The sequence below is a fragment of the Christiangramia marina genome, assembly GCF_048285865.1.
Lineage (GTDB): Bacteria > Bacteroidota > Bacteroidia > Flavobacteriales > Flavobacteriaceae > Christiangramia > Christiangramia marina.
Window position 1 is genome coordinate 876,980 of the sequence record NZ_JBLVTK010000001.1, and the last position, 26,728, is coordinate 903,707.

A 26,728-nucleotide genomic window follows, 5' to 3' on the forward strand; every position below is an offset into this window, starting at 1 on the left:
TACCAGACTTTTCAAAATTTTTATAAATTTGGAAATCAACTAACAACTATAATTCATGAGTTTTTTTTCAGATTTTAAAGCATTTCTGCTTAAGAAGGATATCGTAGCACTGGCTACTGCAGTAATAATTGGAGCTGCTTTCAACAAGGTTATCTCTTCTGTTGTTGCAGATATTTTTATGCCTATCATTGGTTTACTCACCGGTGGAGCAGATCTAACCCAGCAATTTATTTCCCTGGATGGAGTAGAATACGAAAGTCTTGAAGCTGCAATAGAAGCTGAAGCTGCAATCCTTACCTACGGAAATTTGATACAGGCGATCATTTACTTTATTATCGTTGGTCTCTTCATTTTCATATTCCTGAGAGCTTATGAGAAGACCAAGAAGAAAGAAGAAGTTGCAGCTCCAGCAGGACCATCGAAAGAAGAAGTTTTACTTACTGAGATTCGTGACGAACTAAGAAAGAACAATATTTAATACGTACGCTTACCGCTACATTACTCATTCTTAAACTAAACCCCTGGCAAAAACCAGGGGTCTTTTTTTAACAATAATCCAAAATTGGTTCAATTTTCTAAAATTCCTGAAATTTTTATAGGGGAAGCAGTCAGAATAATTTCCAAGCAATAACTTTGCAATTCACTTTTTAAAGTAAGCAAATTATGAAAGTAGCTGTAGTTGGAGCAACCGGGATGGTAGGAAGCGTAATGCTTAAAGTACTGGAAGAACGTAATTTTCCACTTACCGAACTTATTCCTGTAGCTTCTGAAAGATCTGTAGGTAAGAAATTGACCTATAACGGTAAGGATTTCGAAGTAGTAAGTCTTGAAACCGCAGTTTCCATGAAACCGGAAGTAGCCATATTTTCAGCTGGTGGAGACACTTCATTGGAATGGGCTCCAAAATTTGCTTCTGCAGGAACTACAGTGATCGATAATTCTTCAGCATGGAGAATGAATCCGAAAAACAAACTTATCATTCCCGAGATCAATGCTAACCTGCTTTCAAAAGAAGATAAGATCATTGCGAATCCTAATTGTTCTACAATACAGTTGTTAATGGCTTTAAAACCGTTGCATGATGCGTATACTATCAAGCGAGTGGTCGTTTCAACCTACCAGTCTATCACTGGAACTGGTGTGAAAGCCGTACAGCAGCTGGAGAACGAGTATGCGGGTAAGAAAGAAGAAATGGCTTATCCTTATCCAATTCATAAAAATGCGTTACCACATTGCGATGTATTCCAGGAAAATGGATACACCAAAGAGGAGATGAAGTTAACGAACGAAACCAAGAAAATTCTCGGTGATGATTCCGTAAACGTGACGGCAACTGCGATTAGAATTCCGGTGGTTGGAGGACATTCAGAATCGGTGAACATCGAGTTTCATAAAGAATTTGAGGAAGCAGATGTTCGAAAGATCCTGAGTGATTTCCCAGGGATCACCGTACAGGATAACCCGGAATTGAATACTTATCCCATGCCTATTTATGCGGAAGGAAAAGATGATGTTTTTGTAGGTAGAATTAGAAGAGATCATTCCCAGCCAAATACACTAAATATGTGGATCGTTGCTGATAATCTCCGTAAAGGTGCCGCGACAAATGCAGTGCAGATCGCAGAATATTTAGTGGAGCAGAAACTACTGTAATCCACAATTTTAAAATTTTACTTAAAAGCCTGAAACTCTACAAATTCAGGCTTTTTTATTCTTATTTTAGGTGTCTAAACTAAGAATTGTATGAAGAAAATCTATTCAGGCATTATTGGGCTGGGGTTAGTTGCCGGCTCACTAAGTGCGCAAAGTCAAAACCAAAGCAAATTGAACTATCCTGAGACCAAGAAAGTTGATACTGTAACAGATTATTTTGGAACCGAGGTAAAGGATCCATATCGCTGGCTGGAGGATGATCGTAGCGAGGAAACCGAGAACTGGGTAAAAAGACAGAACGAGGTAACTTTCGATTACCTTGAGAACATTCCGTACAGAAATAAACTCAAGGAACGTCTTACCAAGTTATGGGATTATGAAAAATTGAGCGCTCCTTTTACTGAAGGTGAAAAGATCTATTTCTTTAAAAACAACGGACTTCAGAATCAAAGTGTTTTGTATCGCCGTGAATCAGAAAAAGCGGAAGCAAAAGTATTTTTAGATCCGAATAAATTCAGTGAAGATGGTACTACTTCTCTTGCGGGAATGAGCTTTTCCGAAGATGGAAAAAAGCTGGCCTATGCTATTTCTGAAGGTGGAAGCGACTGGAGAAAGATCATTGTCATGAATGCTGATGATAAAAAAATCCTTGGCGATACCATTAAAGATGTAAAGTTCAGCGGAATTTCCTGGAAAGGTAATGAAGGTTTTTACTACTCCAGCTATGACAAGCCTGATGGAAGTGAACTTTCAGCAAAGACAGATCAGCATAAATTATATTATCATAAACTGGGAACTCCGCAAAGTGACGACCAGATCATCTTCGGAAATTCTGAAGCACAAAAACGTCGTTATGTTGGAGGAAGTGTTACTGAAGATAATCGTTACCTGATCATTTCAGCACGTAATTCAACTTCTGGAGGGGAACTTTACATGATGGACCTTCAGAAGGAAAATCCGGAACTGGTTACAATTTTAGATAATCAGGATACCGATTCTTATGTGATCGAAAATGAAGGTAGCAAATTATTTATCGTGACCAATCTTGATGCTCCAAATAAGAAGATCGTGACCGTTGACGCCAGCGATCCAAGTCCGGAGAACTGGGAAGATTTTATTCCTGAAACCGAGCATGTATTGAGTCCTTCAACCGGTGGTGGATATTTCTTTACAGAGTATATGGTAGATGCCATCTCAAAAGTGAAACAATATGATTATGACGGAAAACTTGTACGTGAAGTAGAACTTCCAGGTGTAGGTTCTGCCGGAGGTTTTGGAGCTAAAAAAGACAAAGATGTACTTTACTACAGCTTTACAAATTACGTGACTCCGGGTACTATTTATAAATATGATATTAAAAATGGTACTTCTCAAGTTTACAATAAACCAAACATAGATTTTGATCCGGAACAGTTTACCAGCGAACAGGTATTCTATGAATCAAAGGATGGTACGAAGATCCCAATGATCATTACCTACAAAAAAGGAACTCAGCTTAACGGAAAGAATCCAACGATTCTTTATGGTTATGGAGGATTTAATGTGAGCCTGACTCCAGGTTTTAGCACTGCGATGAGCGTATGGCTGGAGCAAGGCGGTGTTTATGCTGTACCTAACCTTCGTGGTGGTGGTGAATATGGGAAAGCATGGCATGATACAGGTACAAAGCTTAAAAAGCAAAATGTATTTGATGATTTCATTGCTGCTGCGGAATACCTGATCGACAATAATTATACTTCCAGCGATTATCTTGCTGTAAGAGGTGGTTCTAATGGCGGACTTCTGGTAGGAGCTACGATGACTCAGCGACCTGATCTTATGAAAGTGGCATTGCCTGCAGTTGGAGTAATGGACATGTTAAGATATCATACATTCACTGCCGGTGCAGGTTGGGCTTATGATTATGGTACTTCGGAAGATAATAAAGAAATGTTCCAGTATCTATATAACTATTCTCCAGTGCATAGTGTTGAGGCGGGTACCGAATATCCTGCGACGCTTGTAACTACTGGAGATCATGATGACCGTGTAGTGCCTGCGCATTCTTTTAAATATGCTGCAGAACTACAGGATAAGCAAGAAGGAACTAATCCTACGCTTATCAGGATCGAGACAAATGCCGGTCATGGTGCAGGAAAGCCAACCAGTAAGATCATTGAAGAATATGCAGATATCTTCGGGTTCACTTTATATAATATGGGGTTTGAAGCACTTCCAAATGAACTAAAAGAGATTTCTAAAGATTAATATTGTTGATCAACTGGATCACAAAAAAAAGCGCGGCTCTTCAGCCGCGCTTTTTTTGTTTTATTTCAGGAAGCTTTAATTTACCTGTTTTAATTCCCCAGACTCTTCGTCAACTAGAAACCCTTTCTCACCTTTATGCAGGATCTCTTCATCATCATCTGAGAAAGCTTCAAGCAATTCATACTCTCCAAGCGCTTCGTCTAAACGTCTTATTTTCTCTTCATCATTACAAGCTTTGCCTTCGATAGTATAATTACCATTTTTATAGGTTGTTCTTGTTCCAAGTACCTGAACGGGAAGAATTTTTTCCAGATATTTCGTGTAGACTTCGAATCCGCCGGTGACTACAAACACCTTGATACCCTGCTCATCAAATTTCTGAATATCTTCCAGCATTTTATTTCTGAAGAATTCCGGGTATTCCAGGTTCCAGAATTGCTCCGCATACTTTTTCACCGTTTCAGGATCAAGATCTTTGAGATAATCGTAGAAGTTCTCCTTGAAATCAGTTTTGCTGACAAGCCGCATGTTTCCGAGCATTTTCAACCATCCAAGCTGGGCAAGTCTTATCAACTTATACCCATTTTTATAACATACGAATTTGAAAAATTCATCTTTGGAAGATTTTTGATATAAGGTCTTATTGAGATCGTAAACGACTATTTTTTGCATTCGATGATTCTATTCTAATTTATGTTCTTTAGCTTTAAGATAAGTTACATAAATAGCCATATCCGGAAACTTATATTATGATAATTTCAACAAGAATTTAACCTATGCTTCAGCTTAAGAACGTCTCCTTCACCTATGATGAGCCTGTATTAAAGAATATCAATATGAACATAAAACCGGCTGAGAACATCTCGATCATTGGTGAAAGTGGCTGTGGTAAAAGCACCTTGCTTAAACTCATCTACGGACTCCTACATACAGAAGGAAAGATCACCTGGAAAGATAAAGAGCTTCTGGGTCCTAATTTCAACCTGGTTCCCGGAGAAGATTTTATTAAATACCTCGCCCAGGATTTTGATTTGATGTTACCACTAAGCGCTGCTGATAATGTTGGGAAATATCTAAGTAATTTTTATCCTGTCAAGAAAAAACGCCGAATCAAAGAATTGCTGGAGGTTGTAGAAATGACCGACCTTGCTGATAAAAAAGCGAAATTACTAAGTGGCGGGCAGCAGCAAAGAATCGCTTTGGCGCGTGCTCTGGCTAAAGAACCAGAAATCCTCTTGCTCGATGAACCGTTTAGCCATATTGATCACTTCAGAAAAAATAAGTTGAGAAGAAAGCTATTCGCTTACCTGAAGGAGCAGAATATCACCTGTATCATTGCCACACACGACAGCACCGATGCACTGGCTTTTGCCGATAGAACCTTTGTTCTAAAAAACTCAAAGATCTATGCTCAGGGAACTCCGCAGGAATTATATGAACAACCGAAAAATCACTATGTCGCCAGCCTGTTTGGAGACGTAAACTATATTCCTGTCACATTACTGAAAGCAGATCATAAAAAGAGTGACAAAGTTGTGGTATATCCTCATGAATTAAAGATCGCAGAATCTGGCATCGAAGCTACAGTAAGCAAATCATATTTTAAAGGAGAAGTTTTCCTGGTCGAAGTTTCAGCAGGAAATAGTACGATACTAATAGATCACCATGAAGAATTAATCGCCGGCAAAAAGATTTGCTTTAAAGTGAAAGATGGAGTGTTGGAAAGCCGAATTAAATAATCTTTTTAATTAGGACATTTTGCTGATTGAAAGTGTAGCTGTCGTTCTCAGTTTTTCCAAGCATGGCGATGGCAACAGGAGCTTTGCTACCTATGGCATAGAATCTTGTATCCTGAACGATGATTTCCCCAGCTGGAATAGAAATAAAATAATTAGCATTTTCAGTAAATATGATACTGCCTGCTTTTGCAATCCCAGAGTCTGCCTGTACATTGATCCGCTTTAAAACAGACTGCATTTGCTCATATTGCTGTAATTGGTTGCTGAGTTTGTTCCATTCAATATTGATCATCTCTCTGCCAGTTTCAAACTTGTCACCGGCACTACTCTTGGATTCATTTTCCAGATCCTGTTTTAGTCCCTGCATCGCATTTTGCAAAGCAGCTGTTTTCTGCTGAATAAAATGCTCACATTTTTTTAGCAACTCCTGTTTAAGCGTTTCCATTTAGTCTAAGCTAAGTTTACCAAGATTTTGCATTTGTCTTACGATCCAGTTTTTTCTATTGTTAATAAAAGAAGATGCGGGACTTGCACGATATACCCTTGGATTCGGTAAAACAGCGGCAATGGCCGCAGCTTCATACGCACCGAGCTTTACCGCGTCCTTACCAAACCAGTGCAATGACGCCGCTTGCGCTCCGTAAACTCCTTTACCCATTTCAATACTATTCAGGTAGACTTCCAGAATTCGTTCTTTACCCCAAATTATTTCGATCAGAAATGTAAAATATGCTTCCAGACCTTTCCGAAACCAGGTTCTTCCCGGGTACAGGAAAACATTTTTCGCAGTTTGTTGTGAGATTGTGCTGGCTCCACGAATCTTTCTTCCATTGCGATTATCTTCCATAGCTTCCTTGATCGCTTCAAAATCAAAGCCACTATGAGTAGGGAAATTCTGGTCTTCACTAGCGATAACCGCTTTTTGGAGATGGCCTGATATTTCATCCATTGCTACCCAGTCGTGCTTAATATCTTCCTGTGGATTTTCAAAGTAACGTATCACCATTAAAGGAGTAAAAGGAACTGGCACCCATTTATAGATCACTACGATAGTAATACTAAACAGGAACAGTCCAAGAAGTATCTTGATGATAAATCTGAAAAATTTTCTGATCATGAATTCAATGTTATTTCGGCCAGGTCTCTTCCAACCAGGCTACCAATTGCGATGCCCATTCCGCCAAGGCGAACTCCGCAGCTTACATTTCTGGAAAGTGCCTTCACTATAGGTTGCCTTGAGGATCCAATCCCCATGATTCCGCTCCACTTTCTGTCTATTTCAAATTTGGTTTCAGGCAAGATACAGGTTTTTAATAAGTGCTCCAGTTTGTTCTGGACAAGCAGGGTTGTGCCCATGTGTTCGGTCTCTTCAGCTTCGAAATCCAGGTTACGACCACCTCCAATAAGCACTCGATCACCGATATTTCGAAAATAGTAATAACCTCTGTCCAGATGAAAAGTGCCTTTAAGGTTCAAATTTTGGATGGGTTTGGTGATCAATACCTGTGCACGGGCAGGTTTTACATCTTCAAGTCCAAGGCTGGATGCAAACCCATTAGTGGCGATCAATAATTTTTTAGCTGAAATTTGAAATTTATCTGTTTCGATCCTGACGGAATGTTCTTCATCGAAAAACGAATTTACTTTGATACCGCTGAGCACCTGTATATTTTCACAAGATACTTTTTTCAATAGTGTTTGCATCATCTTACCGGTATCGATCTGTCCCTCAAATTGATTCTCAATAAGTCTCGGCATGATATCACTAAAGCCAAAAGAATTGGAAGTTTCTCTAAAAACGGACTCTCCAAAAACAGGATTCAGAATTTTATTAATTCGCGGAATAGCCTCCATACTGTGCTGGTACAATTCTTTATCTGCTCTGGTAAAAAGCTCGTATCCTCCGTTCTGCTGAAAATCGATCTGTGTATCACCCAGATTTTTCCGAAGTAATGAGAGTCCGTTACGACGCTTTTCTACTAGCTCAACCACTTCATCTTCAGATAAAGTTTTAAGATCATCAAGGATTTCAGAAATACTTCCGAAGCAGGCAAAACCGGCGTTTTTGGTGCTAGCTCCTTCTGGAAGCAGCCCTTTCTCAAGAATAATAATTTTAGCCGATGGTCTTGATCTTCGCAGGTGCAGAGCACAGTTTAAACCTGTGATCCCATTGCCTATAATACAATAGTCGATATTATTGAACCAGGATTCATGTTCCCAGAAGGAAAGATTCATGTTCGTTTTCAGTTTCAGGTCAAATTACAAAAAGTTGCGCATAAAAAACCCCGGAAGTTCCGGGGTTAGTTTTTATTCTTCCAGAGGTTTCATTTTAAAATCCTCCATGAATTTAGTAGTATAATTACCTTCAATATAATCTGGATGATCCATCAACTGGCGGTGGAATGGAATCGTGGTTTTCACACCCTCGATCACAAACTCGTCCAGTGCACGCTTCATTTTGTTGATCGCTTCCTCTCTTGTTTGAGCGGTAGTGATCAATTTCGCGATCATTGAATCATAATTTGGAGGAATCACATAGCCACTATAAACGTGGGTATCGATACGAACTCCGTGTCCTCCCGGTGCGTGAAGATTAGTGATCTTCCCAGGTGATGGTCTAAAGTTATGATATGGATCTTCTGCATTGATTCTACACTCGATAGAATGCAACTGCGGAATATAATTCTTTCCTGAAATGGGCACTCCAGAAGCTACAAGGATCTGCTCACGAATAAGATCGTAATCGATCACCTGCTCTGTAATTGGATGCTCAACCTGGATACGCGTATTCATTTCCATAAAATAGAAATTTCTATGCTTATCAACAAGGAATTCAACAGTACCAGCACCCTCATATTTAATATATTCAGCAGCTTTTACTGCAGCATCACCCATTTTCTTACGGAGCGTATCTGTCATAAAAGGTGACGGAGTTTCTTCAGTAAGTTTCTGGTGACGTCTTTGTACAGAACAATCTCTTTCAGAAAGGTGACAGGCTTTACCGCTGCTGTCTCCTACGATCTGGATCTCGATATGGCGAGGCTCTTCAATAAGCTTTTCCATATACATCCCATCATTTCCAAAAGATGCGGCTGCTTCTTTACGGGCAGATTCCCAGGCTGGTTCCAGCTCTTCTTCTTTCCAGATAGCTCGCATCCCTTTACCTCCACCTCCGGCAGTTGCCTTCAGCATCACAGGGTATCCAACTTCCTTAGCCAGTTTTTGGCATTCTGTAAAATCCTTTATTATCCCTTCAGATCCAGGAACACAAGGAACACCAGCCGCTCTCATTGTAGCTTTGGCTGTTGCCTTATCTCCCATCTTACTGATCATCTCTGGTGAAGCTCCAATGAATTTAATATCATGCTCTTCACAGATCTTGGAAAATTTAGCATTTTCAGAAAGGAAACCGTATCCTGGGTGGATCGCATCAGCATTGGTAATCTCTGCTGCAGCGATGATATTCGAAATTTTAAGATAGGAAAGGTTACTTGGTGGTGGTCCAATACAAACCGCTTCATCTGCAAATCTAACGTGTAGACTTTCAGCATCTGCAGTAGAGTAAACCGCTACCGTTTTGATTCCCATTTCCTTACAGGTACGAATCACACGAAGTGCAATTTCTCCCCTGTTTGCAATCAATATTTTTTTAAACATACCTAGTTGCTTTTAAAGTTCTGAAGCCCATAAATGGGCTTACAGGTGTTAAAATGGGCAGTAATTTATGACGGATCTACCAGGTAAAGTGGTTGATCGAACTCGACAGGAGATGAATCATCTACCAGTACTTTTACGATCTTTCCAGATACTTCACTTTCGATCTCGTTGAAAAGTTTCATCGCTTCAATGATACAAAGCACATCACCTTCTTTTACAGAGTCTCCTACCTCAACAAATGTTGGCTTGTCTGGAGATGGCTTTCTGTAGAATGTCCCGATAATAGGAGATTTTACAGTGATGTATTTAGAATCATCATCTGCGGCCTGCTTTTCTTCAGCAGCTGGAGCAGCTTCCTGAGGAGCAGTTTGTTGAGCTGGAGCCTGCTGTTGTGCTGGCATTTGCTGAAGTTGTTGTCCTCCCATAGGAACCTGTTGTACTATGGTAGTTTCCTTATCGTCTGAACCTGTTTTAATTGTGATCTTTACATCACCTGTTTCAAGTTTAACCTCACTTGCGCCAGATTTGGCCACAAACTTAATCAGATTCTGAATTTCCTTTAAATCCATAATATTGGTGTTGGTTTTTATGAGTTATAAGCCCATTTAAGGTAAGTAGCTCCCCAAGTGAAGCCACCTCCGAAAGAGGCAAATATTAAATTATCTCCTTTTTTAAATTGTTTTTCGTAATCACTGAGTAACAAAGGTAAGGTTGCAGCAGTAGTATTGCCATACCTCGCTATATTCATTAATACCTTGCTCTCCTCTGTAAGGTTCATTCTCTTGGCAGTCGCGTCTACAATGCGCTTATTTGCCTGGTGAGCCACCAGCCAGTCTACATCTATATTCGTAAGATTGTTTCTTTCCATGATCTCGGCACTAACCTCAGCCATGTTCGAGACAGCAAATTTGAAAACGGTCTTTCCATCCTGCTGTACATAATGAAGTTTTTTAGCGACAGTTTCTTCAGATGGTGGTAATAGAGATCCACCTGCAGCAATTTTAAGAGAATTACGTCCAATGGAATCACATCTTAGTAATTCATCCTGTAATCCCAGACCTTCAAAATTAGGTTCCATTAGCGCCGCTCCCGCTCCATCACCAAAAATAATACAGGTTGTTCTATCTGTATAATCAAGGATAGAGGACATCTTATCTGCACCAATAACCAGAACCTTCTTATATCTTCCAGATTCTATGTAAGCCGCTCCGGTAGACATTCCATAAAGGAAACTAGAGCATGCCGCCTGCAGATCGTAGCCAAAGGCATTTACAGCACCAATCTCAGAAGCCACATGAACGGCTGTAGCCGCTACAGGCATATCTGGAGTTACTGTTCCCAAAATGATTAAGTCTATTTCTGCCGGATCAAGATTTGTCTTATTAATCAAATCTTTGGCTGCCTCTACGGCTAGGTAAGAAGTTCCCTTAGAGGGATCTTTGAGTATTCGTCTTTCTTTAATTCCTGTCCTGCTGAGAATCCACTCATCTGTGGTATCCACCAATTCTTCCAACATTTTGTTGGTCAAAATATCTTCAGGTACATAAGCACCTACAGCCGTAATCGCTGCTGTGATTTTGCTCATAAATTTGGATTTAATTCACCCCTCATCGGCAGGAAATATAATATCTTCATTCTTAGAAAATTACTAAATATTAATCAAACCGGCGTGCAAATTAAGGTCTTTTTGGGACTTAATCAACTAAAAACAAAAAACTCCCACAACGTGAGAGTTTCCTGTAATTCTTGAAGCTCTAAGACTTTACTAAGCCTCTACTTCTTCTGCGTTATCAATTAAGATCTGACCACGGTAGTAAAGTTTACCTTCGTGCCAGTGAGCTCTGTGATACAAGTGTGCTTCACCTGTTACAGCATCTACAGCAACTTTTGGAGCTGAAGCTTTATAATGTGTTCTTCTCTTATCTCTTCTGGTTTTCGAGATTTTTCTCTTTGGATGTGCCATGGCTTCCTATTAATTATTCGTTTAATAAATTTTTTAATTTGTCCCAGCGAGGATCTATATCATCCTCATTTCTCTTTTTCTGACTTTTCAAACTGTGTTCTTCCAACTTATCAAGTACATCAGATTCTAATGTGCCGTCTTCAACACCCGGATGAATTCTCTTTGCCGGTACTCCAAGTACCACCAGCTCATAAATATATTGCTGGATATTCACCTCATATTCTCCATGGGGAATAATAAGTAGATCTTCATCTTCATTGTCGAATTCATCGCCAAACTTAATCACCAGAAAAAGCGTGTTTTCTATTGGTTGATCATAAGGCTCATTAGTAAGATCGCAATTAACATTTACTGTTCCCCCTGCGTTGAAAGTAAGCTCCATCATAGTGCTTTTCTTTTCAAACAGCAGGTCGATCTTTACATCTGCACTATTGAATTCCTCGTACTCAAAATGTTTAAAGAACCTGTTATCTAACTCATACTCAAACTGGTGCTTCCCAAGCTTTAATCCCTTGAAGGGGATCGTAAACTCCGCTAAATTCCTCATCTCTCCTCAGTTTTGAGTGCCTCACGTTTCCGTTAAGGCGGGTGCAAAGATATAAAAATTAATGAATTATGCTCTTTTTATAAACAAATTTTTGTTTATATCTTCCTGCCTTGTTTCTTCAACGGATTTTCTGTGAGCACCTTATATTCTTCACGAGCTTTATAGATCTCGATCCCTTTGAATACAGCCTCTTTAAAAGAATTAATATTTGCTTCGTTCTTCCCCGCAATATCGAAACCTGTTCCATGATCTGGAGAAGTTCTAACCTTTTTCAATCCTGCTGTAAAATTTACTCCTCTTCCAAAGGATAGCGTTTTAAAAGGAATTAAACCCTGATCATGATAAGAAGCCACAACGGCATCAAAATTCCTATAATTTTTTGAGCCGAAGAAACTATCTGCAGAATAAGGGCCGAATACCAATTGTCCTTTATCTCTCAGCTTTTGAATTGTAGGCTTTAAAGTTTCCTCGTCTTCTTTCCCAATCACACCATTATCACCGCTATGCGGATTGATGCCCAGCACAGCGATCTTAGGTTTCTGAACCCTGAAATCCTGTTTTAAGGTCTTACTGATGGTATTAATCTTTGATTCTATGAGTTCCGGAGTTATGACGGAAGCGATATCTTTCAACGCAACATGATCTGTAAGTAAACCAACCTTCAGGTTATCTGTGATCATGAACATTAGGCTTTCACCTCCCAGTTCCCTGGCTAAATAATCTGTATGTCCCGGAAACTTAAAATCTTCAGACTGAATAGTCGACTTATTAATAGGTGCGGTAACCAGCACATCGATCTTATCATTTTTTAATGCTGAAGTAGCCGCAGCAAGAGATTTAAATGCAAAACTACCAATCTCATTATCTTCTTCACCAAACTTGATATTTACATTCTCTTTCCAGACATTCATCACATTGATCTTTCCATCAATTGCTTTCGAAGGATCGTCGATCCCCTGGAAGTTCAATGAGAGCTTGTAATGTTTTTTAAGAAAATTGATGATCTTAGAAGATGCGAATATAATAGGAGTACAAAATTCCAGCATTCTCGCATCGTCGAAAGTCTTCAGTACGATCTCACTCCCAATCCCATTCAGATCTCCAATACTAATCCCCAGTTTGATCATTTCCTCCTGTTTCATAAACTTTCCCGATATAATATTTTAATTTTACACACAAATGTAACCATTATTATAGAATAGCATGTTCACAGGGATCGTAGAAGAAATAGGAAAAATTGTAGCTATAGAGAAGTTGGAAGGCAATATGAATCTTAAGGTTTCTGCGGAAATGACTCCGGAGTTAAAGATAGACCAGAGTGTTTCTCATAATGGTGTTTGTCTTACAGTGGTTTCTATTGAAGATAATACATATACAGTTACCGCAGTTCAGGAGACCTTAAACAAGACAAGCATAGGAAATCTGAAGACTGGTGACGCTGTGAACCTGGAACGCGGAATGAAACTAGGTGCACGTCTTGATGGGCATATAGTGCAGGGACATGTTGACCAGACAGCGACTTGCACAGAGGTGAAAGAAACAGAAGGTAGCTGGCTTTTTACATTTGAGTACGACCCGAGGATTGGAAATCTTACGATTGAGAAAGGATCTATTACAGTTAATGGAGTAAGTCTTACAGTGGTGAACAGTAAGGCGACAGAATTTTCTGTAGCGATCATTCCGTATACTTATGAGCATACGAACTTTAAAGATCTGCAAGAGGGAGATACCGTTAATCTTGAGTTTGATGTGATCGGGAAATATGTCAAGCGAATCACCGAGCTTTCCTAGGCGAGATCAAATTTTCTAAACTGGTAACAACCAACTACCAGACCCGCACCCATTAAAATATATACATAACCATCTATTGGAAGGCAAAGCCCTACAGGTGGTGGAACGCCATTTCCGTTTCCATTACCGCCGGGACCGTTCCCGTTCCCGTTACCAGGATCACATGGGGGACCTTTACGATTTTCATTGTTGCTTTTCGCCATAGGTTCTGGAGGTGACATCTGGGCATAGACCGATCCGGCAATTCCAAAGAATAAACCTAAGCTAAGAAGCAAAATTCTCAAACGGCTCATAATTAAAAGTATAACACCTAAAGCTTCAGGCTGCTAACCCGAAAACACATACTATTAAATGAACGATATGTCATTTGTTAGCGAGTGAATTTCTGAAATATTTACGTAAATACGTAAAGATCAGTTTAGAATTAAAATTTCATCTATGCATCACCCTAAATTACAGTGACATAAAAACTCTCTGTCCTTTCAAAAATAGGCAATAAAAGCCTTTGTAACAATAGACTGCGTCTATATTTTACTTTCGGGTCAGAACTTCTACTTCAGCAAAACCGGGGATTCTGTTTTCCAGTTCTGCGTGAGAAGCTATACTTTTCAGTGATTTTATATTAGGCAACTGAATAATCGGTATTCACTTAAGCATTATTCAGAACAATATTTATTCATAGCGCACGAATTGAAGGTCGGGTTCAAAATAAATGTTTTAGTTTTAAGGTTCCAATGTACAGCCCCAACATTTGTAACCAATGAATAATATTCCCATTCCTGAGAATGACAAGAGAAGAAATCTCGAAGTCGAAAAATACAAACCACAACAAAAAATCGATGATGAAGATCTTGATTTTTTGAGCGCAATGGCTGCTGAGATTTGCGGTACTCCCAGTGCCCTGATCACTTTAATTGGCCAGAATACACAATATATAAAGTCGGCTTATGGTATGGACCTCGAAACAAGAGAGTTGCCGAGGGAGTTTACTTTTTGTGCTCATACTATTAGCTCTCCGGAAGGATTTATGGTGGTAGAAGATGCAAGGGAAGATGAGAGATTCAGAAATAATCCATTTGTAACGGGAGAAAATCCAATTCTTTCCTATGCAGGTGTTCCGCTTTCCAATTCTGCCGGTTATTCCATAGGTTCTTTATGCACTATAGATTTTAAACCTAAAAGCTTTTCCGAAGAACAAATAGAAAAGCTTAAAAAGGTAGCGAACCAGGTGATGAAGTCAATCGAGCTTTCCCGAAGGACCAATGAGTTGAAACAGCTCAATGAAAACCTGCTCAGGGAGCAAACAAAAAACAATTATATAATCGAAGGTACCGAGACTGCCACTTTTGACTGGGATATCGTAAATGACCAGATGAGCTTTAGTGATGTCTGGTTTCAAATTTCCGGCTACTCTCGAAGCGACTTCCCTAACCAGATGGTTGATTCATGGAGAACGATCGTGCATCCTGAAGACCTCCAGCCTCTTCAGCAGCAAGTACAACTACATTTTGAAGGAAAGAAGAAAAAGTTCAGCAGTGAATTCAGAATAAAACACAAAAATGGGGAGTATCTATGGATATCAAGCCAGGGTAAGATCTTCGAAAGAGATGCCTCTGGAAGACCAACCAGAATGTATGGCTTACATCGTGATATTAGTGAAAAGAAGAAAGTGGATGTTGAGATACAATTTAGAGAAAAACTGCTTGAATCTCTATACAATTTGTCTCCATTAGGGATCGCCTTAAACGATTACGAAACTGGAGCTTTTATCGAAGTTAATAACAGACTGGTAGAGCCTACAGGTTACAGCCAGTCGGAATTTCTAAATCTCACCTATTTTGAGTTGACACCGGAGGAATATCTGGAGATGGAGAAAGAGCAACTTAAAGAACTGGATGATACAGGTAAGTACGGGCCTTATGAAAAAGAATATATAAGAAAAGATGGAACCAAATACCCGGTATTGTTGAGAGGGGTTTTAGCCAAAGATCCCAATGGTAGGAAGATCATTTGGAGTTTTATTGAAGACATCTCTGAGCAAAAAGAAAATGAAGAGTTACAGGAATTGAACCTTCAAAAGATCGAAAAGTTACTTTCCATTACCGAGAAGCAGAATGACAGATTGAAAAATTTCGCACATATCGTTTCTCATAATTTACGTTCTCATTCCAGTGGTATATCATTATTACTTGATTTCTTAAGTGAGTCCAACCCGGAGATCAAAGTAGAAGAACCTTTCAAACATCTTAAAACAGCCTCAGGAAACCTGGAATCTACCATTCATGATCTTAATGATATTGTGAAAGTAAATGTATCCGGACAGGAAGATTTCCAAATCGTGCAATTAAAAGCTGCAGTAGACAAAATCGTGGAAAGCGTAGAACCTCTTACGAAAACCGGAAATATTGATATAAGTACTGAAATTGAGGAAACAGTTAATGTGTATGGTCTCAGGGCTTATATTGAGAGTATCCTGCTGAACCTGGTTACTAATGGAATCAAATATTCTTCGCCAGATAGAGATAGTACGATTAAGATCACTGCAAAAGAGGATCTTCAGAATAAGCTGGTAAGAATCGAGATTGAGGATAATGGAATTGGTATCGACCTGGATACGCACCGCAAGGATCTTTTTAAAATGTATAAAATCTTTCATAAACATGAGGATGCGAGAGGCGTAGGTTTATTCCTGGTAAAAAATCAAGTTGAAAATATGAACGGATCTATTGATATTGAAAGTACCGTAGATGTTGGAACAAAATTTATAATCAAACTACCTAATGAGTAAAATTAATTTAGCCTGTCTTGTTGAAGATGACCCGGTTCATATCTACCTTTCTAAAAGATACCTGGAATCTTCGGGATATATAGATAATATCCAGATCTATAACAATGGAAAAGAAGCCTACGACGGACTCAAAGCCGATTGGGAAAGCAAGAAAACACTCCCAGAAATCATTCTTTTAGATCTCACCATGCCGGTATGGGACGGATGGAAATTTTTAGATGAATTTACCAAATTACCTATTGAGAAGCAGATTACAATCTATATCTTGACCAGTAGTATCAATGAAGCCGACAGGCAAAAGGCTTCTGATTATAATGCGGTAAAAAATTATCTGGTGAAACCAATAACCATGCAGGCTTTGGTGGAGCTTATTGAAAGAATGGAAGACTGATGGCGAATACCAAATTTGATAGAATTTTTATAATTGATGATGAATCAATCATCAACTCGATACAAAAACTTTTTATTCAGGAATTTTTTCCTGAAAATTCTCTGGAAAGATATGATGATTCCAGCCTGGCGCTGGATAAACTTACTAGCCTGGATGAGGAGGTAAAAGAGGTCTTGATTTTCGTTGATCTCAACATGCCTATCCTTTCCGGGCAGCAATTACTGGACAAATTACAGGAATCTGGAATTCATTATAATGTAATTGTTTACGTACTTACCTTTTCCAGTGATGCTGAAGAAGTAGAGAAAATCCGCTCGCATCCATATGTTCGGAAAGTAATTAGAAAACCTCTTACGAGGGAGAAACTAGCAGAACTGGATATCGTGAGGTCTAGGGGTATTTAAGTCGTTCATATTGTAACAGACTCATAGATACATTTACCCCTTAACAATTGAGGTCTATTTTATCCATTACACTGCCTTTATGAGGGCAACGCTTATCCCATAATCGTAGTTGTCCTCTTTTGACTATAAAAACAAATATTCCAGTCATAGAATGGCGATTTGTGATCTTCGATTTTAATATCAGTTTCTTTACTAACTGTACATATCTACCACTGTTCCAATAAATAATTGACTTAATCAGCAAAACCTTTAACGCATATTTAGCAATTCTTTTACAGTATAAATTTTATAAATTAAGGCTTCAGAAAAATATAAACAATGCATCAGTTTTTACTTAATCATTTCGCTCTTTCTGTCCGTGACGTCGATAAGTCTTTCGATTTTTATCAGAAGGTGTTTCAGTTTAAAGAGATCGAGAATACGGCTTCTAATTCCAGAACTCGCTGGCTCTCGATTGGTGAAGGCAGACAATTACATCTTATCCCTCGACCTGATGCCGCAATAAGAACAAATAAAGCGGTGCATTTCGCATTTTCAACCGCAAATTTAGAGACCGTGATAGAGCACCTTAGAGAGTTGAGTATTCCATATTCCGACTGGCTGGGAACCCCGGAAAAGGATTATGTGAGGGATGATGGGATCAAACAGATCTATTTTCAGGATCCTGATTCCTACTGGATTGAGATCAATAATGATATACCGTAATATCCTGATTTATACGGCAGATTCCAGAACAAATTGCATTGGTTCTGGAAATAATAAACCTTCAACACGATCCATCATAAGGTCTGCCGAAATCTTACCTTGTTCAGATCCATTTTGAGATAGAAATCTTATTTTAGAGGATGACATTTGCAAAGTATTGCCCTGATTGAGACAAACTACTTCAACTTCTTTGTTACGTTTGCTTCGGATGGAACTCAATTCTTCTATTTTTAACGCCAGCAATGCATCACATACGATCAATGCATCAGGAAGCTCTTCCTGAATAAAATGTTTGTAGGATTTTGAACCGGTAGTGGCTTCAGCATTAAAAAATAGATCCGGCTGCCCGGTGTTTTGAATTGCATTATAATAACCGGTTTTGCATTTATTAAAAGCATCTTCATCCATACAACTCGCTATAAAACCAACTCTTTTATAACCATCCTTCTGTAGCTTTAAAACTTGCTGTTCAACCATGAGATCCAGGTTGATTGAGATCTTATCGCAATCAATGTTGTTTGAAATACGATCGAATAGCACAAGAGCTTTTTTAAAATCCTGTACTGAAGTAAGATGGGAAAACTTCTTTTTTTGATAGGTTTCTACGGCGGGTGATATGATAATGCCATCGACCTGTGACTGCACCAGTTTATTTACGCAGCTTACTTCTTTATGGTAAGATTCATTGCTAATGCAAAGGATAAGCCTGTAATTTCGGTCGTCGGTTTGCTGCTCGATAGCATTAAGTGCATCTGTATAAAATTTGGAATCAAGCGTTGGCATCACCACGCCTATGCTCTTAGTTTTATAACCTTTCAGGATCTGTGCAGAAACATTGGGAATGTAATGTTTAAGTGCAGCCGCTTCATGAACTCGCTTTTTAGTGTTCTGACTGATTTCAGGACTATTATTAAGAGCTTTAGATACTGTACTTGCAGAGAGATTCAGCGATTCTGCAATATCCCGGAGTGTAATCGATTTTTTCATAATTTCCAGCATTTTCAGTCTACTCGCTCTTATATCCCAGATTAAAATTGAGATAAGAAACTTTCAGCTTTTTCCACCATATCCTTATTTCCACATATAAATGGAATTCTTTGGTGTAATTCCTCTGGAATAATATCCAGAATCCTTTCGGAACCATTAGTAGCCTTCCCACCAGCTTGTTCCGTTAGAAAGGCCATTGGATTACTTTCATATAGCAATCTTAATTTTCCCTGCGGCGCTGTAGTTCCCTGCGGATAAAGGTAAATTCCACCCAGTAACATGTTTCTATGAAAATCTGCCACCAGCGATCCGGTATATCTGGACGTAAATGGACGTTTTTCCTCTTCATCCAGCTCTTGAACCCATTTCAAATATTTTTTGATTCCGTCTGGAAAATGCACATAATTCCCTTCATTAATAGAATAGGTGTTTCCTTTCTTCGGAAATTTAATATTGGGATGCGATAGGAAAAAAGAGCCAATTCCAGGATCGAACGTAAAGCCATTTACACCATTTCCACTGGTATAGACCAGTATGGTGGAAGTCCCGTAGATAATATATCCGGCAGCAACCTGATTTCGTCCCGGCTGAAGGAAATCTTCGGGAGTAACCGGACTACCAACTTCAGAAATCCTTCGATAAATACTGAAGATCGTACCAACGGTAATATCAACATCGATGTTTGAGGAACCATCTAGAGGATCTATAAGGATAATATATTTCGCTTCCCGATGAATTTCATCATCAAAAATAACCACATCTTCCAGTTCTTCTGAACCAAGTCCGCACACTTCGCCTCTATTCCTGAAAGTGTCTATAAAAATGTCATTGGCAATAACATCAAGTTTGGCCTGAGCTTCCCCTTGAACATTCTGCTTTCCTATCTTCCCGAGAATTTCAGCAAGCCCTGCCTTATTGATCTGTTGGTTAACGAGTTTACCGGCAAGTTTTATAGAGCTCAACAAAGCACTTAGTTCACCTTTGGCGTATGGAAAATCCTTTTGATTCTCGATGATAAATTCTCCTAGTGTAAAATGTCTTTCCATAAAACTGCAGATTGTTTTCTGAGAATAATGAGCCTGATTATTTTTTTAATTTCTTGATGGTTTCCATGCATTCCCTTGTCACAGCCTCAATCTTTTCCAGGTCAAACTTTCCCGATTCGTTTTTGATAAACAGTTTGGAACCCATTCCCACACAGGTACAACCGGACTCAAACCATTTGGTGAGGCTTTCTGTTGTTGGAGCCACGCCACCAGTGGGCATAATACTCGTCCATGGTTGCGGTCCTTTAATAGCCTTGATAAACTCTGGTCCATAAATAGCTCCTGGAAAAAGTTTGACGATCTCACAACCTGCTTCTTCGGCCTTTGCGATTTCTGTTAAAGAACCACAACCCGGGAAAAACGCGATCTTTCGGCGATTGCAAACGATCGCTATATCTTCTCTAAACACAGGCGTCACGATAAAATCTGCACCTAACTGAATAAAAAGAGATGCGGAAGCAGCATCGGTTACCGAACCAATTCCAATCGCCATATCTGGATAATTCTCACGAACATAGGTTGAAATCGCTTCAAATACGGTGTGTGCATTATACTCTCTTGCGGTAAACTCAAGAACTCTTGCACCACCTTTATAGCAGGCATCAATAATCTCTTTTGAAGTTTTCACGTCCTGATGACTGAACAAAGGGACCATCCCTGTTGTTTCCATGAGCTCATACACCTGAAGCCTTGATAATTTTGCCATTATATGATCATCTTTTAATTAATGCTGATAATTCTCCATCCATGATCGCATGTACCTCATCGAGACTGGCGATATTGATATCTCCACTCATGGTATGTTTATAAGCGCTCGTTGCTACCGCGAAATCGAGAGTTTTTTGAAGACTCAAATTATTATACAGGCCGTAAATAATCCCGGCCATAAAAGCATCCCCGGTTCCAAGTCTGTCTACCACAGGCAGAATTTCCTTAGTTTCAGAGTTGACAAGCTCTCCTTTTGCATACATAATTCCACCAATCTTCTGGTGCGAAGCATTCAGCGAATATCGCAAGGTCGTAGGTAGATATTCCAGCTCTTTACAAACTTCAAGAACTTCCTCGTAATATTTGCCTAAGGTTTCTGGCTTGAGGTAGTCTGGTTCGATTTCCCGTTTCCCAAGCATTTTATACAATGTTGCCAAATCTCCAAGAATCACGTTGGTGATACTCAAAATTTCTGGTAGTATTTCCTCAGGATTTTTACCCCATTTCCATAACGTAGATCTGTAATTGAGATCACAGGAAATTTTTAATCCCATTTCACTGGCTACTTTACAGGCTTTCAGGCATTCCCTTGCTGCTGTTTCTGAAATTCCTGGAGTAATACCAGACCAGTGAAACCAAGATGCATTCGCAAAAACCTGCTTCCAGTCAATCTCACCTTCTTGAATTTGAGCCACTGCACTTTCAGCCCGGTCATATATGACCTTACTGTGTCTTATGGCGCTACCTTTTTCCAGGAAGTAAATCCCGAGTCGGTTTCCTCCTCTGGCTACATATTTGCTTCCAACCTGATACCTGCTCATTTCAGAAATCGCTTTATCTCCAAAATCGTTAGCCGGTAGTTTGGTTACAAACTGCGTGGGTAGGCCCCATCTTTGCAGGGATGCCATAGTATTGAACTCGGCGCCACTATAAGATGCATCGAATGAGCTTGCCTGAAAAAAGCGTAAATTATCTGGTGGCGATAGCCGCATGAGCATTTCTCCAAAGGCTACGATATTTTTCATAGATATTGATTTCTGAAAAGTAGTTTTCCACGAAAGGTGACTGGATCTACTTTCACTAACTTTCTTTTAATACTAAATTCCAAGAGCCTGTCCTCCACCAACCTGAACGGTTTCAGCAGTCAGGAATGCAGCATCTTTGCTCACTAAGAATGATACTACAGAGGCTACATCTTCTGGCTGTCCCAAACGACCTAACATGATATTGTTTTTCCAGGAAGCAAATACTTCAGGTTTGGTTGATTTGATTTGTGAATGGAAAGGAGTATCGATCGTTCCCGGAGAAACGGCGTTAACGCGAATTCCGTATTCTGCAAGATCCTTAGCAAGTGCTCTGGTTAAAGTATGCACGGCTGCTTTTGAAGTTCCGTAGATACCAGCACCAGGACCACCAGCATTCCATCCCGCATTCGAAGTGTAATTAATAATAGTTGGATGATCTCCTTTTTTCAGAAATGGAATAGCAGCTCTTGAAACAAAGAATGCAGAATCTAGGTTAAGTGCCATAACAGACCTGTAAAACTCAGTCGTCATTTCTTCAAATCTGGATCTTCCACCAAGACCTCCAGCGTTGTTTATAACCGCATCGATCTTACCGTACTTTTCACCAATTTTTGCAATATTAGCATTCACCGCATCTTCGTCAGTAACATCGAAACCATAATATTCTGCAGTGATACCTTCTTTCTTAAGTTCTTCTATTTTTTCAGCACCATGATCGTCCTGAATTCCGTTCAGGATCACAGTATATCCATCCTGTCCTAGTCTTTTAGCCACGGCAAAACCAATTCCACCTGTTGCACCGGTGACAACCGCTACTTTCTGATTTGAGTCTTTCATAATTCAATAGTATTTAAGATTATTAGTAGTTATTTGTGTGTTTGATTTCAACCGGCTCGATCTTCCTTATCAGGATATAGATGGAGAGTACTGCGAGTGGAGCAAGAATCGCAATGATGATAAATGCCGGCGTATAGGAAATCTCTGTGATTTGTGGGATAAGCCAGTTCATGATAATTACTGAAACTGCAGCAACCGTTCCTGCCAGACCTGCAAGCGTTCCAACTGAAGGACCCTTAAGAAGATCGCTCGATAGCGTCTGAATGTTTCCTATGGCGAACTGAAAACCAAAAAGTACAATGGAGACGATGTAGATAAATGTCATTGCATTATCGCCATCTACCAGGAAAATAATTCCCATTAGCCCCAAGAATATAAGGGCGCCACCTATGAGTATTGATAATTTTCGGGCGAAGTCAAGAGAATATTTCTCCATAAGTGTTCCAGAAAACCATCCTCCTGCCAGGCTACCTGCCATACCTCCCAGATAGGAGATCCATATAGTAGACCCAATTTCTTCAATGCTAAATCCAAATTCAGAATTTAGATAGAGAGGCATCCAGCCTACGAAAAGCCACCATATAGGTTCTATGAAAAATCGTGAAACCAAAACTCCCCAGGATTCTCTATAACTTAATATTTTGGCGACTGACATTCCCTTTTCCTTTTCGTTCACCTCATCTGGCTCGATCCTCCCCGAGAGAATTAGATTACGTTCTTTCTCTGTTAACCAAGGATGTTTCTTTGGTGTTGATTTATTGATTATGAACCAAGGAATGATCCACACGAAACCAAGTAATCCTAAAATGATAAAGGTCGTTCTCCATCCAAATTGTGCATACAGGAAAGCTATTAAGGCAGGAGCAACAACACTTCCCAGAGAAGCCCCAGCATTAAAAATTCCCTGTGCAATGGCTCTTTCCTTCACCGGAAACCACTCGCCATTACTTTTAACGGCACCAGGCCAGTTCCCTGCTTCACCAAATCCCAGCATGGCTCTTACCATGGAAAGTGAAACCAGACCTCGGGCAAAAGCATGCAGAATAGCTGCTGCAGACCATAAGGTAATCGAGAATATAAAGCCTAATCGGGTCCCAATTTGATCGTATAATTTTCCTGAAAGAAATTTACCAAGGGCATACGTGATCATGAAGACATTAAGCATTACTGCATAATCAGACTCATCCATCCCAAGATCTTTCCCCATCTCGGGCCACATGACACCAAATGCCGTTCTATCTATATAATTGATGATGGTAGCCAATGCGATCAAAGCAATAATCCACCATCTTAAACCCTTTAATTTCATATTATTAAATTTAAAGCCTGTAAGTGAGACTCGATTTTCAGGAAAAAGATCCCTGGTACCATAGATTTTATACCCATGGAGGTTTATTTTTAATTAATACGGAATGAGGATATAGCTTTATTGGAAGGTATATCAAGTAATCCCGGTTTAAACTTTTCTCTCAATTAATATCTGAAGGGAGCGTGCAATCCCTTATGCTTTCAGATATCTACGTTATAGCAATACTTATATAAACTTTTGAAGTGAATTTTCATTTGTTCCTTTGCCTTGACCGGATCTTTAGCTTCAATAGCATCCAGAATAGCTTTATGTTCTCCGATTCCTAGAAATGCCTGATTTTCATCACAAACATGATATTTAGCAAAATTCGTGATGATCTCTGGAGTAATGGTAAGCATGAACGTATTCATGGTACTGTTTCCACTGGCTTTCGCAATTGCCAGGTGGAATAAAAGATCTTCCTGTACGGCATCTTCCCCGTTTTCTGCTTTGACTGTATACGCCTCCAGAGTCTCTTTCATGTGTTCCAGTTGCTCTTCAGTACGCCTTAGGGCAGCTAAACGAACTGTTTTGAGTTCCAGAAGAATCCTGGTTTCCACCAGTGATTTAAAATCTGGATCTGCCAGGCTTAATATATCGGAGATCATCCCATTAAGAGCAACCACACCAATATTGGCTAGATAAGTACCACTTTGTGGAACACTTTGTAATATTCCGTAGAACTCCAGTGTCTGTATAGCTTCCCTGAGATTGTTTCGGCTAACACCAAATTTGTCAGAAAGCATTCTCTCAGAAGGCAATTTATCACCCGGCTCGAGATTCTTGAAGTTTATATACTCTCTTATATTACTAATGATCTCGTTCCGCGTTTGCTGCTGAAGTTCGATTTTCGTATATCCGTCTACATTCATTTGCCGAATTTCTAAGATGCTTTAAAACTGGTTAACCAATCTGGTTATTCAAATTTATAAAAAATAATCTGAGCTGGAAAGCATTAAGCGTTTAAAAAAGACCAATCTGGATTAATTAGCGGTCCTGCCGACATTTCAGCCGGAAGGAACACTAAGACCAACTCAAACAATATGTTATCCATGCTTAATGAGTTACCTCAAGTTCGTAGAATTTAACCTTCGAAAAGGCATTCTCATCTGTCGTTACCAGATAATTACCAGCCTTGAAATAATTCTCAAACACATTCCACTTTCCCATATGTATACTCTCGTAGATCACTTTTTCATCATCGTTCAGAATAATTTCCATTTTTCCTTCTGAAGCAATTATCTCCAGTGTAAATGGATCTGAATCTACTCTTTCTGAAAAATTGAAACCTTCATCATCTCCCCAGGCACTGGTATGTAAAATTTCCTCTTCTGAAGCATTTAAATCCTTAAGGATCTTCGTTTTGACCCTTACCTTCCCATCATACCAATAAATTTTGAGAATTGGTGGTGCGTTATTATCATCTTCTCCAATCTGGTCACGCTGTGCGTTGGTTAATCTCCCGTGAATTTGCATGATGATCACTCGGTGAAAATCACCTTCAGAATCCCTGGAAATTTCTGGAACAGCAAGGGTTCCTCGCATACGGCCACCTTCTTCAAAAGTCCAGTTGACATCATTGCTTCCTGGTTCGATTTGTTCCCGCAATTCTGTTCGGGAATATGAAGAATTTGCCGTAGAAGATTCAGGGTAAGTATAAAACACCAATGACCCGTCAGAGGAATCGTTATACATAAAAGCTTTAAGTCTTTCATTTGTGGCATATTCCAATATCTCTGGTGGCTCAACTTCCGAAGGACTTCCAACGGGAAGGGTCACTTTCCAATGACTCAAATCAATTTCCGGTAACATATAGTCCTTCGCAACAGGTTCTTCCGGCTCTTCACCACCTACAACCACTGGAGTTTCTAACTCTTCTGTAACGCTGTCATCTTTCTGGCATGAAATCAGACTCATGCTGCACAGGCATAAGAATAAGATACTAAAGCGTTCAAAGTTGAAAAACATATTAATGGGTGACATTTAGTTCGTAAAATTTGACTTTCGCGAAAGCGCCATCGTCCCGGGTTTGCAAATAATTCCCTGCTTTAAAGTAGTTTTCAAAGATTCCCCATTTTTGCATATGGACATTCTCATACACTTTGAATTCATTATCATTTAACGAGACTACCATTTTACCTTCAGAAACATCAATTTCTAAGTCAAATTTTTTGAAACCTACTTCCTCTTTAAAAGTATAGCCTTGATCATCTCCCCAGGCTTCCTCATATAGCAAACCTTTGGGCTGAGTTCCCAAGAATTTAAGCTCCTTCGTTTTTACTCTTATTTTACCTTTGTCCCAGTAAATTTTGAGGATGGGAGGTGCATTATTGTCCTTCTGACCGATTTCAGCTTTCTGCTCGTCAGTTAATCTTCCATGAATTTGCAGGATGATCACCTTGTGATATTTACCATTCTTATCCCTACTAACATCATCCATTGCGATACTGGCCCTGAGATTTCCGCCGTCTTTAAAAGTCCAGTTGATATCATCATCTCCAGGTTCCATCTGTTCTCTTAGCTCAGACCTCGAATACTTGGTGTTTGCAGTAGTAGCGTTGCTTGGATATGCATGGAAAACTAGAGCGCCAGAAGTGGAATCATTATACATGAACGGCTTCAGAATTTCATCTTCAGCATAGTTCATGATCTCTGGTGGCTCCACACTAATGGCACCTCCTTTACCTTCGCCTTCAGGAATAGTAACTTTCCAGTGACTTAGATCAATCTCTGAAACTTTGTAATTCCCAGTAGAATTCGCTATTGGATCTTCACCATTTGAAGATGAGGCAGGAGTTTTACACTGAGTTAAAGTCCAGGCTGCTCCTGCCGCAATTCCAAATAAGCATAATTTTCTGGTGTAAGTACCTAAGAATTTGATCATGCTCCTGT

29 protein-coding genes are annotated in these 26,728 nt (G+C 39.5%); 9 read left to right on the forward strand and 20 right to left on the reverse strand.

Annotated elements, in window-relative coordinates; all coding sequences use genetic code 11:
- Positions 1-55 precede the first annotated feature (55 nt).
- The 3 genes from mscL to ACNKXS_RS04160 all read left to right on the forward strand — a co-directional run bounded on the left by mscL (position 56) and on the right by ACNKXS_RS04160 (position 3,900).
- Entirely contained in the window at positions 56-478 is a 423-nt protein-coding gene (mscL, locus tag ACNKXS_RS04150) for a large conductance mechanosensitive channel protein MscL (RefSeq protein WP_417919752.1), read from the forward strand.
- Positions 479-663: 185 nt separating this feature from the next.
- Entirely contained in the window at positions 664-1,653 is a 990-nt protein-coding gene (locus ACNKXS_RS04155) for an aspartate-semialdehyde dehydrogenase (RefSeq protein ID WP_417919753.1), read from the forward strand.
- A 90-nt stretch (positions 1,654-1,743) separates the two neighbouring features.
- Complete coding sequence (locus ACNKXS_RS04160) at positions 1,744-3,900, forward strand: prolyl oligopeptidase family serine peptidase (RefSeq protein ID WP_417919754.1); 2,157 nt, start codon at positions 1,744-1,746, stop codon at positions 3,898-3,900.
- A 75-nt stretch (positions 3,901-3,975) separates the two neighbouring features.
- Here the strand turns inward: ACNKXS_RS04160 and ACNKXS_RS04165 are convergent, their stop codons facing one another.
- Positions 3,976-4,572, reverse strand: a complete 597-nt coding sequence (locus tag ACNKXS_RS04165) for an HAD family hydrolase (RefSeq protein WP_417919755.1) — start codon at positions 4,570-4,572, stop codon at positions 3,976-3,978.
- Between the two features lie 104 nt (positions 4,573-4,676).
- On the opposite strand from ACNKXS_RS04165, the gene ACNKXS_RS04170 reads away from it, so the two are divergent.
- Positions 4,677-5,639, forward strand: coding sequence for an ABC transporter ATP-binding protein (locus ACNKXS_RS04170; RefSeq protein WP_417919756.1), 963 nt, complete (start codon positions 4,677-4,679; stop codon positions 5,637-5,639).
- Here ACNKXS_RS04170 and ACNKXS_RS04175 read toward each other — a convergent pair.
- The 9 genes from ACNKXS_RS04175 to pdxA all read right to left on the reverse strand — a co-directional run bounded on the left by ACNKXS_RS04175 (position 5,632) and on the right by pdxA (position 12,948).
- The gene (locus ACNKXS_RS04175) at positions 5,632-6,084 is read right to left on the reverse strand and encodes a transcription elongation factor (protein WP_417919757.1); all 453 of its coding nucleotides are present in this window, start codon (positions 6,082-6,084) and stop codon (positions 5,632-5,634) included. The genes ACNKXS_RS04170 and ACNKXS_RS04175 overlap by 8 nt on opposite strands.
- Positions 6,085-6,756 (reverse strand): monofunctional biosynthetic peptidoglycan transglycosylase, encoded by a 672-nt coding sequence (gene mtgA, locus ACNKXS_RS04180; RefSeq protein ID WP_417919758.1) that lies wholly within the window; start codon positions 6,754-6,756, stop codon positions 6,085-6,087.
- Positions 6,753-7,874, reverse strand: coding sequence for an NAD(P)/FAD-dependent oxidoreductase (locus ACNKXS_RS04185; RefSeq protein WP_417919759.1), 1,122 nt, complete (start codon positions 7,872-7,874; stop codon positions 6,753-6,755). The genes mtgA and ACNKXS_RS04185 overlap by 4 nt, the downstream gene beginning before the upstream one ends.
- A gap of 72 nt (positions 7,875-7,946) precedes the next feature.
- Complete coding sequence (gene accC / locus ACNKXS_RS04190) at positions 7,947-9,296, reverse strand: acetyl-CoA carboxylase biotin carboxylase subunit (protein ID WP_298529350.1); 1,350 nt, start codon at positions 9,294-9,296, stop codon at positions 7,947-7,949.
- Between the two features lie 65 nt (positions 9,297-9,361).
- Complete coding sequence (accB, locus tag ACNKXS_RS04195; RefSeq protein ID WP_417919760.1) at positions 9,362-9,865, reverse strand: acetyl-CoA carboxylase biotin carboxyl carrier protein; 504 nt, start codon at positions 9,863-9,865, stop codon at positions 9,362-9,364.
- A gap of 17 nt (positions 9,866-9,882) precedes the next feature.
- Positions 9,883-10,881, reverse strand: coding sequence for a beta-ketoacyl-ACP synthase III (locus ACNKXS_RS04200; protein ID WP_298246947.1), 999 nt, complete (start codon positions 10,879-10,881; stop codon positions 9,883-9,885).
- Positions 10,882-11,061: 180 nt separating this feature from the next.
- Entirely contained in the window at positions 11,062-11,259 is a 198-nt protein-coding gene (gene rpmF / locus ACNKXS_RS04205) for a 50S ribosomal protein L32 (RefSeq protein ID WP_141876327.1), read from the reverse strand.
- Between the two features lie 13 nt (positions 11,260-11,272).
- A complete protein-coding gene (locus ACNKXS_RS04210; protein WP_298246946.1) occupies positions 11,273-11,806 on the reverse strand; it encodes a YceD family protein in 534 nt (177 codons plus the stop codon).
- Between the two features lie 95 nt (positions 11,807-11,901).
- Positions 11,902-12,948: a 4-hydroxythreonine-4-phosphate dehydrogenase PdxA gene (gene pdxA / locus ACNKXS_RS04215; protein WP_417919761.1), complete on the reverse strand. Its 1,047-nt coding sequence runs from the start codon at positions 12,946-12,948 to the stop codon at positions 11,902-11,904.
- A gap of 61 nt (positions 12,949-13,009) precedes the next feature.
- Here pdxA and ACNKXS_RS04220 point away from each other — a divergent pair, with 61 nt between their 5' ends.
- A complete protein-coding gene (locus tag ACNKXS_RS04220) occupies positions 13,010-13,597 on the forward strand; it encodes a riboflavin synthase (RefSeq protein WP_417919762.1) in 588 nt (195 codons plus the stop codon).
- On the opposite strand, the gene ACNKXS_RS04225 is transcribed toward ACNKXS_RS04220, so the two are convergent.
- Positions 13,594-13,890 (reverse strand): hypothetical protein, encoded by a 297-nt coding sequence (locus tag ACNKXS_RS04225; RefSeq protein WP_417919763.1) that lies wholly within the window; start codon positions 13,888-13,890, stop codon positions 13,594-13,596. The two genes, ACNKXS_RS04220 and ACNKXS_RS04225, sit on opposite strands and share 4 nt — an antisense overlap.
- Positions 13,891-14,357: 467 nt before the next feature.
- On the opposite strand from ACNKXS_RS04225, the gene ACNKXS_RS04230 reads away from it, so the two are divergent.
- The 4 genes from ACNKXS_RS04230 to ACNKXS_RS04245 all read left to right on the forward strand — a co-directional run bounded on the left by ACNKXS_RS04230 (position 14,358) and on the right by ACNKXS_RS04245 (position 17,885).
- On the forward strand, positions 14,358-16,385 hold the full coding sequence (locus ACNKXS_RS04230) for a PAS domain-containing protein (RefSeq protein WP_417919764.1): 2,028 nt from the start codon (positions 14,358-14,360) through the stop codon (positions 16,383-16,385).
- Positions 16,378-16,776: a response regulator gene (locus ACNKXS_RS04235; RefSeq protein ID WP_417919765.1), complete on the forward strand. Its 399-nt coding sequence runs from the start codon at positions 16,378-16,380 to the stop codon at positions 16,774-16,776. Before ACNKXS_RS04230 ends, ACNKXS_RS04235 begins: the two co-directional genes overlap by 8 nt.
- Positions 16,776-17,180 carry a response regulator gene (locus ACNKXS_RS04240; RefSeq protein ID WP_417919766.1) on the forward strand — a complete coding sequence of 135 codons (405 nt, stop codon included), beginning with the start codon at positions 16,776-16,778 and terminating at the stop codon, positions 17,178-17,180. Before ACNKXS_RS04235 ends, ACNKXS_RS04240 begins: the two co-directional genes overlap by 1 nt.
- A gap of 318 nt (positions 17,181-17,498) precedes the next feature.
- Complete coding sequence (locus ACNKXS_RS04245; protein ID WP_417919767.1) at positions 17,499-17,885, forward strand: VOC family protein; 387 nt, start codon at positions 17,499-17,501, stop codon at positions 17,883-17,885.
- Between the two features lie 9 nt (positions 17,886-17,894).
- On the opposite strand, the gene ACNKXS_RS04250 is transcribed toward ACNKXS_RS04245, so the two are convergent.
- The 9 genes from ACNKXS_RS04250 to ACNKXS_RS04290 all read right to left on the reverse strand — a co-directional run bounded on the left by ACNKXS_RS04250 (position 17,895) and on the right by ACNKXS_RS04290 (position 26,720).
- A complete protein-coding gene (locus ACNKXS_RS04250; RefSeq protein ID WP_417919768.1) occupies positions 17,895-18,872 on the reverse strand; it encodes a LacI family DNA-binding transcriptional regulator in 978 nt (325 codons plus the stop codon).
- A 41-nt stretch (positions 18,873-18,913) separates the two neighbouring features.
- Positions 18,914-19,918 carry a class 1 fructose-bisphosphatase gene (gene fbp, locus ACNKXS_RS04255; RefSeq protein ID WP_417919769.1) on the reverse strand — a complete coding sequence of 335 codons (1,005 nt, stop codon included), beginning with the start codon at positions 19,916-19,918 and terminating at the stop codon, positions 18,914-18,916.
- 37 nt (positions 19,919-19,955) lie between these two features.
- A complete protein-coding gene (locus ACNKXS_RS04260; RefSeq protein WP_417919770.1) occupies positions 19,956-20,624 on the reverse strand; it encodes a bifunctional 4-hydroxy-2-oxoglutarate aldolase/2-dehydro-3-deoxy-phosphogluconate aldolase in 669 nt (222 codons plus the stop codon).
- Between the two features lie 7 nt (positions 20,625-20,631).
- The gene (locus ACNKXS_RS04265) at positions 20,632-21,651 is read right to left on the reverse strand and encodes a PfkB family carbohydrate kinase (RefSeq protein WP_417919771.1); all 1,020 of its coding nucleotides are present in this window, start codon (positions 21,649-21,651) and stop codon (positions 20,632-20,634) included.
- A gap of 72 nt (positions 21,652-21,723) precedes the next feature.
- The gene (locus ACNKXS_RS04270; RefSeq protein ID WP_417919772.1) at positions 21,724-22,488 is read right to left on the reverse strand and encodes an SDR family NAD(P)-dependent oxidoreductase; all 765 of its coding nucleotides are present in this window, start codon (positions 22,486-22,488) and stop codon (positions 21,724-21,726) included.
- 22 nt (positions 22,489-22,510) lie between these two features.
- Positions 22,511-23,797 carry an MFS transporter gene (locus ACNKXS_RS04275; protein WP_417919773.1) on the reverse strand — a complete coding sequence of 429 codons (1,287 nt, stop codon included), beginning with the start codon at positions 23,795-23,797 and terminating at the stop codon, positions 22,511-22,513.
- A 200-nt stretch (positions 23,798-23,997) separates the two neighbouring features.
- The gene (locus tag ACNKXS_RS04280) at positions 23,998-24,708 is read right to left on the reverse strand and encodes a FadR/GntR family transcriptional regulator (protein WP_417919774.1); all 711 of its coding nucleotides are present in this window, start codon (positions 24,706-24,708) and stop codon (positions 23,998-24,000) included.
- A 184-nt stretch (positions 24,709-24,892) separates the two neighbouring features.
- Positions 24,893-25,753, reverse strand: a complete 861-nt coding sequence (locus ACNKXS_RS04285) for a polysaccharide lyase family 7 protein (RefSeq protein WP_417919775.1) — start codon at positions 25,751-25,753, stop codon at positions 24,893-24,895.
- Between the two features lie 52 nt (positions 25,754-25,805).
- Complete coding sequence (locus ACNKXS_RS04290; RefSeq protein ID WP_417920141.1) at positions 25,806-26,720, reverse strand: polysaccharide lyase family 7 protein; 915 nt, start codon at positions 26,718-26,720, stop codon at positions 25,806-25,808.
- Between the last annotated feature and the right edge of the window lie 8 nt (positions 26,721-26,728).